Source organism: Pseudomonas sp. AC252 (genome assembly GCF_979258105.1).
On record NZ_OZ409837.1, the window covers coordinates 2,229,515 to 2,241,655 of the forward strand.

At 58.3% G+C, this 12,141-nt stretch carries 11 protein-coding genes and 1 pseudogene; 10 read left to right on the forward strand and 2 right to left on the reverse strand.

Features of this window, described 5'->3' with window-relative positions; translation table 11 throughout:
• Positions 1-18: 18 nt before the first annotated feature.
• Entirely contained in the window at positions 19-564 is a 546-nt protein-coding gene (gene rfbC, locus ACZZZ4_RS10320; RefSeq protein ID WP_039756457.1) for a dTDP-4-dehydrorhamnose 3,5-epimerase, read from the reverse strand.
• 161 nt (positions 565-725) lie between these two features.
• Here rfbC and ACZZZ4_RS10325 point away from each other — a divergent pair, with 161 nt between their 5' ends.
• The 9 genes and pseudogenes from ACZZZ4_RS10325 to ACZZZ4_RS10365 all read left to right on the forward strand — a co-directional run bounded on the left by ACZZZ4_RS10325 (position 726) and on the right by ACZZZ4_RS10365 (position 10,571).
• Positions 726-3,638 (forward strand): aminotransferase, encoded by a 2,913-nt coding sequence (locus tag ACZZZ4_RS10325; RefSeq protein ID WP_463547755.1) that lies wholly within the window; start codon positions 726-728, stop codon positions 3,636-3,638.
• Positions 3,639-3,942: 304 nt separating this feature from the next.
• A pseudogene (aguB, locus tag ACZZZ4_RS10330) lies at positions 3,943-4,820 on the forward strand (N-carbamoylputrescine amidase).
• Positions 4,820-5,926, forward strand: coding sequence for an agmatine deiminase (aguA, locus tag ACZZZ4_RS10335; protein WP_463547756.1), 1,107 nt, complete (start codon positions 4,820-4,822; stop codon positions 5,924-5,926). The pseudogene aguB and the gene aguA overlap by 1 nt, the downstream one beginning before the upstream one ends.
• A 245-nt stretch (positions 5,927-6,171) precedes the next feature.
• Positions 6,172-6,384, forward strand: a complete 213-nt coding sequence (locus tag ACZZZ4_RS10340; RefSeq protein WP_463547757.1) for a hypothetical protein — start codon at positions 6,172-6,174, stop codon at positions 6,382-6,384.
• A 457-nt stretch (positions 6,385-6,841) separates the two neighbouring features.
• A complete protein-coding gene (locus ACZZZ4_RS10345) occupies positions 6,842-8,128 on the forward strand; it encodes an OprD family porin (protein WP_039756464.1) in 1,287 nt (428 codons plus the stop codon).
• A 230-nt stretch (positions 8,129-8,358) separates the two neighbouring features.
• Positions 8,359-9,105, forward strand: coding sequence for a 2OG-Fe dioxygenase family protein (locus tag ACZZZ4_RS10350; protein WP_039756465.1), 747 nt, complete (start codon positions 8,359-8,361; stop codon positions 9,103-9,105).
• 79 nt (positions 9,106-9,184) lie between these two features.
• Entirely contained in the window at positions 9,185-9,562 is a 378-nt protein-coding gene (locus tag ACZZZ4_RS10355; protein WP_003220700.1) for a GNAT family N-acetyltransferase, read from the forward strand.
• Positions 9,559-10,275 (forward strand): AzlC family ABC transporter permease, encoded by a 717-nt coding sequence (locus ACZZZ4_RS10360; RefSeq protein WP_039756466.1) that lies wholly within the window; start codon positions 9,559-9,561, stop codon positions 10,273-10,275. Before ACZZZ4_RS10355 ends, ACZZZ4_RS10360 begins: the two co-directional genes overlap by 4 nt.
• Positions 10,254-10,571 (forward strand): AzlD domain-containing protein, encoded by a 318-nt coding sequence (locus ACZZZ4_RS10365; RefSeq protein WP_039756468.1) that lies wholly within the window; start codon positions 10,254-10,256, stop codon positions 10,569-10,571. Before ACZZZ4_RS10360 ends, ACZZZ4_RS10365 begins: the two co-directional genes overlap by 22 nt.
• Here the strand turns inward: ACZZZ4_RS10365 and ACZZZ4_RS10370 are convergent.
• Positions 10,488-11,414, reverse strand: a complete 927-nt coding sequence (locus ACZZZ4_RS10370) for a LysR family transcriptional regulator (RefSeq protein ID WP_039756469.1) — start codon at positions 11,412-11,414, stop codon at positions 10,488-10,490. The genes ACZZZ4_RS10365 and ACZZZ4_RS10370 overlap by 84 nt on opposite strands.
• Positions 11,415-11,725: 311 nt before the next feature.
• Between ACZZZ4_RS10370 and ACZZZ4_RS10375 the strand changes: the two genes are divergently transcribed.
• Complete coding sequence (locus ACZZZ4_RS10375) at positions 11,726-12,136, forward strand: MbcA/ParS/Xre antitoxin family protein (protein WP_039756470.1); 411 nt, start codon at positions 11,726-11,728, stop codon at positions 12,134-12,136.
• Positions 12,137-12,141 lie beyond the last annotated feature (5 nt).

Sequence of the window (12,141 nt, forward strand, 5' to 3'; positions counted from 1 at the left end):
GGCGCATTATGCCCGGCCTCAGGCGAAGACGTCAGCGTCCTTGAGCAGCGCGGCCGCCTGATCCTTGGCCGATAGCGTCGGTGCTTCGTCCAGTTGCCAGTCGATGCCAATTGCCGGGTCGTCCCAGCGAATGGCGCGTTCGTCTGACGGGGAGTAGTAATCGGTGGTCTTGTAGAGAAAATCGGCGTAATCGCTCAGCACCACAAAGCCATGGGCAAAACCCTCGGGTACCCACATCTGCCGATGGTTCTCGTCGGACAGCCGCACGGCCACCCATTTACCAAAGTTCGCCGAGCTGCGGCGGATGTCCACAGCAACATCGAGCACCTCACCGGCGGTCACGCGCACCAGTTTTCCCTGGGTTTGCTGCAACTGGTAATGCAAGCCACGCAATACGCCTCTTTGTGAGCGCGAATGGTTGTCCTGCACAAATTGCACATCCAGGCTGGTTGCTTCCAGAAACGCCTTGGCATTGAAACTCTCGTAGAAAAAACCGCGCTCGTCACCAAACACCTTCGGTTCGATGATCAGAACACCGGGTAGGTCGGTGGTGATTACATTCATGAGTATTTCCATAGATTCGAGGCGAACGGCCGGTATTCTTGCGCAAAGTGCTACCGGGTGCGAGTACCGATGCAAATACCGTAGTCAATGTCGGACGGGGGTTGCGTATCGAGCAACGCAATGGCGATATAAGCGCCTAATAATACTTCAGGGGTCGTCTCATGCCGCTCGCCACGTTGATTCATCGCGCCAGTTTGCCCGCTCCGCAGGTTTCAGAGGCGCAGGCGCTGCAATGGCTGGCCGAGCATTACGGGCTCAGCGGCACGTTGCAGGCGCTGGGCAGCCAGCAGGATCTGAATTATCGCGTTGACAGTGCGCGTGGGCGCTTCGTGTTGAAAATCTGTCGTGGCGATTACGCGCTGGTGGAGCTGCAAGCCCAGCACGCAGGTCTCAAATACCTGGCCGAGCACTCGGCGATCAAGGTGCCGCAGGTAATCGCCGCCAATAATGGTGAAGACCTGTTGTCGCTGCAAGCCAATGGCGAAGCGGTTCATGTGCGATTGCTGGAATACATCGACGGGCAGCCGTTGACCGATTTCGATCATCTTGGCCAGGACGTGGTCGCCGGGTTTGGCCGGCTCTGTGGCGAGATGGATCTGGCCCTGGAAGGTTTCGATCATCCGGGCCTTGAGCGCACATTGCAGTGGGACGCGCGTCACGCCAGCGCGTTGATCAGTCATCTGTTGCCAGTGATCAAGGATGAGCAGCAGCGTACGGTGATTAGCACAGCTGCCGATCAGGCCGAGCGCCGTTTGCAGCCGTTGCTGGACAAACTGCCGGTGCAGGCGATTCACATGGATATCACCGATGACAACGTCGTCTGGGCGCGGGATGCCCAGCGGCATTGGCAGTTGCAGGGCGTGATCGATTTCGGTGATCTGGTGCGCACCTGGCGTATCACCGACCTGTCGGTGACCTGCGCGGCATTGCTGCATCACGCCGATGGCGATCCGTTTGTCATCCTGCCGGCGATCAAGGCTTATCACGCGGTCAATCCGTTGCACTATGCAGAACTGCAAGCGCTCTGGCCGTTGATCGTCGCGCGAGCGGCGGTGCTGGTGCTCAGTGGCGAGCAGCAGGTCAGCATCGATCCGGGCAACACCTACAGCCGCGACAATCTCAATCATGAGTGGGAGATCTTCCGCGTCGCGACTTCGGTGCCATTGGCGCTGATGGAGGCGGCGATTCTCACTGCCGTGGGCCAGACTTTACCGAGGAACGAACACGCAGAATTTGCGCTGCTGTTGCCCGGACTGGTCGGGCGCGAATTTGCGCTGATCGATCTGGGCGTGTTGAGTCCGCACTTCGAGGCGGGCAATTGGGAGCAGCCGGGCATCGATCAGCGCTTGCTGACCGAAGCCGCAGCGGTGCATGGGCTGGCGGCGACGCGTTATGGTCAGTACCGCTTGTCACGTACTCGGCCGGACAGCGCGACTGAGCCGGATACGTTCGCGTTGCATGTCGAATTACGTGCGCCGTCTGGAAGCGAAGTGCAAACGCCGTTCGCCGGCGTTCTGAATCAAGCGGCAAACGGTGCGCTGCAACTCGATGGCCCACAGTTCAGCCTTCGCCTGTGGGGCGTGACGCCTGTTCTTGAGCATGGGGTGGCAGTGGATCGAGGCCAGAAACTCGGTGCGGTCACGGGGCCGCTGCTGGTGCAGTTGTGCCGAGAAGCAGAACTCGACGCGCCGCTGTTTTGCACGCCGTCCCGTGCGCCGGCCTGGCAGGCGTTGTGTCCGTCACCGGCGACCTTGCTCGGGTTGGCCTGCGACGCCGAGCCGGAGCTGGACGCGAAAACGCTGCTCGAGCGCCGCGACGCCAGTTTTGCCCGCACGCAAAAACACTATTACGTCGACCCGCCGCGCATTGAACGCGGCTGGCGCAACCACCTGATCGACATGCACGGCCGTTCGTATCTGGACATGCTCAACAACGTCGCCGTGCTCGGTCATGGTCACCCTCGGATGGCGGCGGTCGCAGCACGGCAGTGGTCGTTGCTCAATACCAATTCGCGCTTCAACTATGCGGCAGTCGCCGAGTTTTCCGAACGCTTGCTGAAACTGGCGCCAAAGGGCATGGATCGGGTGTTTCTGGTCAACAGCGGCAGCGAGGCCAACGACCTGGCGATTCGTCTGGCCTGGGCCTTCAGCGGCGGGCGCGACATGATCAGCGTGCTCGAGGCGTATCACGGCTGGACGGTCGGTGCCGATGCGGTATCGACGTCAATTGCCGACAACCCGAAGGCGCTGGAAAGTCGCCCGGACTGGGTGCACCCAGTGCCGGCGCCGAACACTTATCGTGGCGAATTCCGTGGCGTCGATTCAGCGCCGGATTACGTGCGCAGCGTCGAACATCATCTGCAGAAACTCGCCGAGCAGAAGCGCCAACTGGCGGGTTTCATCTGCGAGCCGGTCTACGGCAATGCCGGGGGGATTTCTTTACCGCCGGGCTATTTGCCGCAGGTGTATGAAAGGGTCCGCGCGCAGGGCGGGGTGTGCATCGCTGACGAAGTGCAGGTCGGTTACGGGCGCATGGGCCATTTTTTCTGGGGCTTCGAAGAGCAGGGCGTGGTGCCGGACATCATCACCATGGCCAAAGGCATGGGTAACGGCCAGCCACTGGGCGCGGTGATCACTCGCCGGGAAATCGCCGAGGCGCTGGAGGCCGAGGGTTATTTCTTCTCATCGGCGGGCGGCAGTCCGGTCAGTTGCCAGATCGGCATGGCGGTGCTCGATGTGATGGACGAAGAAAAGCTCTGGGAAAACGCCCAGGTGGTCGGCGCCCACTTCAAAGAGCGCCTTGAGGCGTTGATCGATAAACATCCGCTGGTCGGCGCGGTGCACGGCTCCGGTTTCTACCTCGGGCTGGAACTGATCCGCAATCGCGAGACGCTGGAACCCGCAACCGCCGAGACTGCGTGGCTGTGTGATCGGCTGCGTGAGCTGGGGATTTTCATGCAGCCGACCGGCGATGACTTGAACATCCTCAAGATCAAGCCACCGATGGTGACGTCGCGCCAGAGTGTGGATTTCTTTGTCGATATGCTGGACCGGGTGTTGAGCGAAGGCCTGTAAGCAAGGCACATTCCCTGTGGGAGCGAGCCTGCTCGCGAAAGCTGTGTATCAGCCGCCACATGCGGTGACTGACACAGCGCATTCGCTAGCAGGCTCGCTCCCACATTTTTTTCGGTTTTAAGTTCGATTTGTATCGGCTTATTTAGCGTTTGAAATGAGAGGTTCCCGTATTATAGCTTTTAAAGCCGATATTTATCGGTTATAAAGTCGCCATTGCCCCGGCATGGCGATCTCTTGTCCGGTGCGCGCGTTTTCTTTTCGGTTGAATTCTTCGACCGTCAAAGCACTAGCCCGGAGATGATTCATGAGCCGTATCGTTACCGTCGCCGCCACGCAGATGGCCTGTTCGTGGGACCTGGAAGCCAACCTCGAAACCGCTGAAAGACTGGTCCGCGAAGCCGCCGCCAAAGGCGCGCAGATCATCCTCATCCAGGAACTGTTCGAGGCGCCGTACTTTTGCCAGAAGCCGAATCCGGATTACCTGCAACTGGCAACGACGGTTGAAGAAAACGTGGCCATCAAGCATTTCCGGAAAATCGCCAAGGAGCTGCAGGTGGTGCTGCCGATCAGCTTCTACGAACTGGCAGGGCGTGCGCGCTTCAACAGCATCGCGATCATCGACGCCGATGGCAGCAACCTCGGGATTTATCGCAAGAGCCACATCCCCGACGGCCCGGGCTATCACGAAAAGTATTACTTCAACCCGGGCGACACCGGCTTCAAGGTATGGAACACCCGTTACGCGAAAATCGGCGTCGGCATCTGCTGGGACCAGTGGTTCCCGGAAGCGGCACGCAGCATGGCGCTGCAAGGTGCGGAAATCCTTTTTATCCGACCGCGATTGGCAGCGAGCCCCACGACAAGACCATTTCTTCACGCGATCACTGGCAGCGGGTGCAGCAGGGCCATGCCGGCGCCAATCTGATGCCGCTGATCGCCAGCAACCGCATCGGCAACGAAGAGCAGGACGGCTATGACATCACCTTTTACGGCTCGTCGTTCATCGCCAACCAGTTCGGCGAAAAAGTGCAGGAGCTGAATAAAACCGAAGAAGGTATTCTTGTGCACACGTTCAACCTCGACGAGCTGGAACATATTCGCAGCGCGTGGGGTTCATTCCGTGACCGCCGGCCGAATCTGTACGGCGCGTTGAAAACCCTCGACGGTTCCCTGGAGTCCTGATGACCACATTGAAAAGTACCCCACGCGCCGATGGCTTCTACATGCCGGCCGAGTGGGCGCCGCAGACCCAGACCTGGATGATCTGGCCCGAGCGCCCGGACAACTGGCGTCTGGGCGGCAAACCGGCGCAGGCCGCGCACGCCACAGTGGCCAAAGCCATCGCCCGCTTCGAGCCGGTGACCGTTGCCGTCTCCGCCGGTCAATACGAAAACGCCCGCGCGCGTCTCGACGTGCCGAATATCCGCGTGGTGGAAATGTCCAGCGACGACGCCTGGGTTCGCGACAGCGGCCCGACTTTCGTCATCAACAACCGTGGCGAAGTGCGCGGCGTGAACTGGGATTTCAACGCCTGGGGCGGTTTCGATGGCGGCCTGTATGCGCCGTGGAACCATGATTCGCAGGTCGGTGGCAAGATTCTCGAAATCGAGCGCAGCCCGCGCTACCGCACCGAAGGTTTCGTGCTTGAAGGCGGTTCGATACACGTCGACGGCGAAGGCACGCTGATTACCACCGAAGAGTGCCTGCTCAACCGCAATCGCAATCCGCACCTGAACCGCGAAGAAATCGAAGCGGTGCTCCGTGACAACCTGTCGGTGGACAAGATCATCTGGTTGCCGGATGGCTTGTTCAACGATGAAACCGACGGCCATGTGGATAACTTCTGCTGCTATGTGCGTCCGGGCGAAGTGCTGCTGGCATGGACCGATGATCCGCAGGATCCGAACTACCCGCGCTGCCAGGTCGCAATGCAAGTGCTGCAAAACAGCACCGACGCCAAGGGCCGCCCGTTCACGGTGCACAAAATGCCGATTCCGGGGCCGCTGTATGCGACCGAAGAAGAATGCTTCGGAGTCGATGCGGTGGACGGTTCGCAGGAGCGCAATCCATCCGTGCGCCTGGCCGGTTCCTACGTGAACTTCCTGATCGTCAACGGCGGCATCATCGCGCCGAGCTTTGGCGACCCGATGGATGCGCCGGCCAGGGAAATCCTGCAGAAGCTGTTCCCGCAGCATGAAGTGGTGATGGTGCCGGGCCGCGAATTGTTACTGGGCGGCGGCAATATTCACTGCCTTACCCAACAGCAGCCAGCGCCGCACAAAGAGTGAGTTGAGTCGTAACAGCTTGAGTCGGTTAGCAAAACAGCGACACAACGTTTAGCTCGCCAGGCATGAAAGCAAGCCCGCGGCCCATCAGGACCGCGGGCTTTTTCATGCGCGCTGGTCGGGAATCTGCGCGCCTTGGCATACCTCTTGTATTGCTTCTGGTGCACTAGGGAGGGAGGGGAACTTCAACAGTTCTGTCACAAACCTTGGATAACGTAGCCGCTCATGAACGGGGAGAGAGCGCTGAAATGAACGCCGAAGTGAACGTAGTCAGCGAGCGGACTGTGCATCCCATGGCCGTTAACGGCGAATCGCTCCAGCTGGTTGCGCACTGGTTGAAGTCCAATGGAACGCGTCAGATCAGACAACCTGATCCGCGCCGGATGATGATCGAGCGCTACCCCGCTGGCCTGTTCAGCGAGGCTGAACTGGAAGCGTTGTGGGATGTGATAGAAGGATAGGAACAATAGGGATTGGTAAAGCGCTGCCGGGATGGCGGCGCTTTTTTTTGCCTGATTTTAATCCACAGGCGTTCAAAGATCGGAGCGAGCCTGCTCGCGAAGGCGTCAGCACTGTCACTGCCTTGTTGACTGGCCACCGCTTTCGCGAGCAGGCTCGCACACAGACCAAAACTCCCTGCTTAACTTCATTTTTTTGCAATCGCCCAGCTAAGAATTTACGTTTCTTAGACGTTTTTCGCCTATTTAAAGACGATTCTTGAAATTGACACACTGTTCAGGGCGCGGCTACGATTCGGCCCAACGCCTGTGGCTAACCGCCATGACTCAAAACAAGGAGCAGGCCCGCCATGACGTTTGCGTTGGCGGGTCTTTTTGTTTCGGGGTGAATACAAGAGTGCAAAAGCGCCGTTTCAGCCGTTCGACACAGCGCGTTTCAACCCGTAATAAGGAAAACAAAATGTTGAACAAGCGAATCAGCCTGATCGCACTGGGGATGTTGAGTGCTACACAGGCTATGGCTAACGACCAGGCCGAATCCAAGGGTTTCGTTGAAGACAGCAGCCTGAAAGTGCTGCTGCGCAACGCCTACATCAATCGTGATTACAAAGACGGTCGTCCGGACAAAGCCGAGTGGGGCCAGGCGGCGATCGGGACGTTCTCGTCCGGCTTCACCCAAGGCACCGTGGGTGTCGGCGTTGACGCCTTTGGTCTGTACGCGCTGCGTCTGGACGGCGGCAAGGGTCGCACCGGCGCGCAAGGTATCGACTTCTTCAAACAGGAAAACGATGGTCGCGCGGCCCATGACATCGCCAAGGGCGGCGCAGCGGTCAAATTCCGTGTGTCCAACACCGTGCTGACTTACGGTGACCAGATGCCGGCCTTGCCGGTGCTGAGCTACGACAACGTGCGTCTGCTGCCGGAAAGCTACACCGGTACTCTGATCACCTCTCGTGAGATCAAAGGTCTGGAACTGAACGCCGGTCGCTTCACCGCCGAGTCGCGCAAGAGCGATGAAGGCCGTGACAGCGGCGGTCTGAAGGCGATCAACGTATTGGGCGGTAGCTATCAGTTCACCGAACACTTCAAAGGCGCGCTGTACGCGTCCGACGTTGAAGACGTCTTGAAGAAACAGTACGTGAACGCCAACTACGTGATCCCGTTCAACAAGGATCAGTCCCTCACCCTGGACTTCAACGGCTACCGCACCAAGCTGGACAATTCCTATGTCCGCGAAAACGGTGTAACCGGTGACGACAACAAGATCTGGAGCCTGGCAGCCACTTTCGCCACCGGCCCGCACTCGTTCACCGTGGCGCATCAGCGTTCCACCGGTGACAGCAACCTGGGTTATGCCTACGGCGGTTATCAGAAAGATCAGGGTCGTGTCGGTGACGGTGGTAACACCATCTACCTGGCCAACTCCTACTGGTCGGATTTCAACGCCGAAGACGAACGCAGCTGGCAACTGGGCTACGGCCTGGACTTCGGCGCATTCGGCGTTCCGGGTCTGAGCTACAACTTCGCTTACGTGCGTGGCGATAACATCACCACCTCCACCAGCGAAGGCGGTACCGAGCGCGAGATCTTCAACCAGTTCAAGTACGTCGTGCAAAGTGGCCCGGCCAAAGACCTGAGCGTGAAGTTGCGCAGCTCGATCCTGCGCGTATCGCAGAAATCCAGCGAATACAACGTCAGCGGTAACGAGCTGCGGGTATTCGTGGACTATCCGATCAACATCTTCTGATGATCGATACGTTGTAAGGAAAATGAGAAAACCCCGATTCGTTCGGGGTTTTTTTCGACGGTTTTTCAGCGGAAACCGGAAATAACCGATGTTTTTGTCATGTAAAAGTTGTTTTTCAAGCGCTGCAGATTTCGTTTCAAGCAGTGCTTCAAATGCCTGAAATTCTTTCTCATGGACGCAAATTCTCCACCCAATAGATTAGGGCGTTCAACGCAGCGGAGAATTGGGTAATGATCGTTTTGAACAGAGAAGTGGGCGAATCGCTACGGCGCGACAAGTTTGTCAACGTCCAGGGTGGTGACTTCAATCTCTACGGTCATTTTGCCGACTTCGTCAGACTGACCAAAAGTTGGGAAAACATGGAGCCTGACAGCTACTACGGTCAGGCCGAGGCCGGCATGCGTTACCGTCGTTACAGCGACTTTGAATACAACCCGAAAACCCGTGAGCTCAAGCAACTTGAGCATCGCGCTTATGTGCAATCGAAAGAGAACAACGCTTACGTCGGTGGCGTGGTACGGCACTTTCAGGATTTTTCCGAAGAAGTGATCTCTTCCCCGGTGATGCGCAGCCTGATCGACACTGATTTCGAAGTGTACAAAAGTGTATTGCCGGAAGAGTTGCACGATGAGATCTGGCAGTGCCAGATCCATCAGATCCGCATCGAAATCAAACCCGGTAAACAGTTGGAAATCACGCCTGAAGGCATTCACTGCGACGGCTATCCGTTCAGCGGCGTGCACTTCTGGGGGCGTAATAACGTCGATGGCGCGGAGAGCCGTTTGTACGACATCCACGAGCATCAATTGGCGGCGACCACCTACGAGGAAATTCTCGACACCACCTACTTCCTCGATCGCGACATGCGCCATTACGTGACCCCGGCGCGCAACACCCACACCCATGCCATGGCGTACCGTCAGATTCTGGCGATTTCCTTCTCGCGGCCCGGGACCGCTTTCGACATTGTTCGCTAATCAGATCACCCCAATCGACGGCGTCGAGTGCTCGACGCCAGTGGTCCTGCGCCGCGCCACCGCCAAGGATGCGCAACGCATGGAGCGCTTCTTCCGCCAGTTCGACGAAGTGTCGTTCTGCGAATGGCAGGACGCCAAATGCCTGCGCGGCGTGTTGATCCAGAAAACCACCACGGCGTATCTGGCGTTCGATGTGGAGGGTGAAATCGTCGGCGCGGTGCTTGGTGGCATGCTCGGCAGTCGTGGCACGATCAACCATCTGGCGGTCAGCCCGCGCTACCGCAGCCAAGGCGTGGGACAGCGCCTTGTCGAAGCTGCATCGTCCGACATGAAGCGGGTCGGGGTGCTGCGGATGTTTCTGTTCGTCGACGATGCTAACCTCGCGGGCAAGCGATTCTGGACTGCCCAGGGTTTTTGCGAGCCTCACGGCGAACGGACATTTGAGAGGGATCTATGAATGAAAGGTCCGGCAGCGCACCGCTGATGGCGACTCATCAGCCGTCGCGCACGTTTGCCGAAGCCAGCCCGGTGGTCGCCGGGTATTTCACCGTGTCGTTTGTCTTCGGGTTGATGGCGGTCAACGCCGGCCTGCCGATGTGGCTGCCGGTGGCGATGTGCTTGTTTGTCTATGCCGGCGCTTCGCAATTCGCCGCGCTGGCGCTGATCTCCAGCGGCGCATCACTGACCACCATTGTGCTGACCACTTTCCTGATCAATGCGCGGCACATGCTGATGTCGGTGTACATGGCCAAGGCCCTGCGCGCGCTGGGTTTGAGCCGCATGGAGCGTTGGGCTTACGCCGGTGGCCTGACCGATGAGTCCTTCGCTTTCCACAGCGTCAAGCTCGGTACCGGCGCACCGGTCAACGTGCGTTATCTGATCGGTTTCAACCTGTTCTGCCACACCTCGTGGGTGCTCGGAGGTTTGCTCGGCGCGGTCTGCGCGCAGTACGCGGCGCACTTGATCAAGTATCAGCTCGACTACGCGCTGACGGCGATGATGCTCTACGTGCTGGTGTCGCTGTGCAACACGCGCAACAAACTGATCGCCGCTGCTGCCGCCGTGATCTGCATGGGCGCGCTGAGCCTGATCGGCAGTTCGCCCTTCAACGTATTTATCGCCACGTTTGTGGGCTGCGGAGTGGGTGTATGCCTGACCAAACGTTCCTGATTCTGGTGGTGGTGCTGATGATGGCCGTGACGTTCCTGCCACGGGCACTGCCGCTGCAAATCAACACCGAACATTGGCCGCCATTTATCGCGCGGGCACTGGAATACTTGCCGGTGGCGATCGTCGCCGCGATCAGCCTGACCCCCTTGTTGATCAAGGACCGGCAGATACAGCTCGATCGCCCGGAATTCTATGCCGCGATTCCGACGTTGCTATGTGCGTATTTCAGCAAAAACCTCTTTCTCAGTGTGGCGGTGGGGACGGCTGCGTACATTGCGCTCGGCTCGTTCATGTAGCGGCATATCGACGACATCGTTCAGGGCCTGGTGGGACAATTCAGGATTGTTCACCGCCAGGCGCACTTCGAGGAAATCCTCGAAGCCGGGGAATATCGTCAGGCCGTGTTTCTGCGCGGCCTCACGCGAGACCATACCCACCGCGTCCATCTGCGTGATCAACGACAGCGTCAGGGTTTCGCTGCAGGAATAGACCATGCGCTGACCGTTCTCGTGATTGCCCAGCCCGGCGTCGAGAAAGCGCAAAAAGCTGTGGGAATACGGACAATCTTCCGCAGGACGCACCTGAAACTTGTTGCCCAGCAACGTCAGCGGATCGTTTTCCTGCCCACAATGCGCACCAACCACCTGAACCTGCACGTCCGGCAGCACAATGCTCGGCAAGCCCGGGCGCTGCGGACCGATCAGCACGGCGAGGTCGAAATCTTCGTTCTTCAGCTTACTCAGATTTTCCATCGACTCGGCGTAGCTGAACTCCATCTGATAATCCGGAAACACCTCGATCAGGCGTCCGATCATGCGTCGGTTGAAATCAGGCGACAGGGTGTTGTTCAACGCCACCTTCAACGTCCGCTGCCCGGGCACCTTCAGCGCCTCGACCTTTTCTTCCATCTGTCGCGTGGCGATCAACACTTTGTCGATGTAGGGCGTGAGCTCCGTGCCTTGCGGCGTCAGCGTCAGTCCCTTGTTGGAACGGCGAAACAAGCGGAAACCGAACTGCTCTTCGACCTTGTTCAACTGTGCGGCCAATGCCTGCACGGTCAGGCACGAATGCTCGGCTGCAGCCGACAGCGAGCCAGTCTGCACGATGCGCATCAGGTTGCGTAAGGTTCTGCTATCCATGGGTAATGCCCTCTGAAGTGGGCTGGTATTGTTGTTTACGAGACGACTGAACCGGCGCCATATGCTGGCTATATTCCCGTACCTGAGCATAGTTGTCGCGGACTTGGTAGCGAATTGATTTCCCCGCCGATGGCTGGAGGCTGATAGAGGATCGGGGTTTTTGCTGGGATGGGGGTGATGGAGATCAAAAAATGTGTGCAAGCAGTATGGATTTTTCAGTCTGCACGGTTGTTCCTAAGTGTATTAGTTTTGAGTAAATGTACAGATATGTACTAACCTCAAGGCATGATGATTTCTCTGGAGGCGGCCAAATGCCAACTTCATCTACTGCGTTAAACCCACGCGAACAACTCGACGCCCCCGAAGCCGGCCGCGTTGCGCTGAAGTTTTTCTTCAATCTCATGGAGCACTGGGGCTGCAGCGCCGAGCAGCAACGCACCTTACTTGGCGGCGTCGGCAACACCACGTTCTACAAATACAAGCACCTGCCGCCCAACATCCGTTTACCTCACGACACCCTTGAGCGCATCTCGTACCTGATGGGCATTCACAAGGCGTTGAGCATCATCTTCAGCAACAGCCGCGAACGCGCCTACACCTGGGTCAGCAGCCCGAACACCGCAGCACCGTTCAATGGCCAAACGGCGCTGGATTACATGCTGGCGGGGAGGGTGATCGACATCGCCGACGTGCGCCGCTACCTCGACGGAGTGCGCGGTTGAAAACC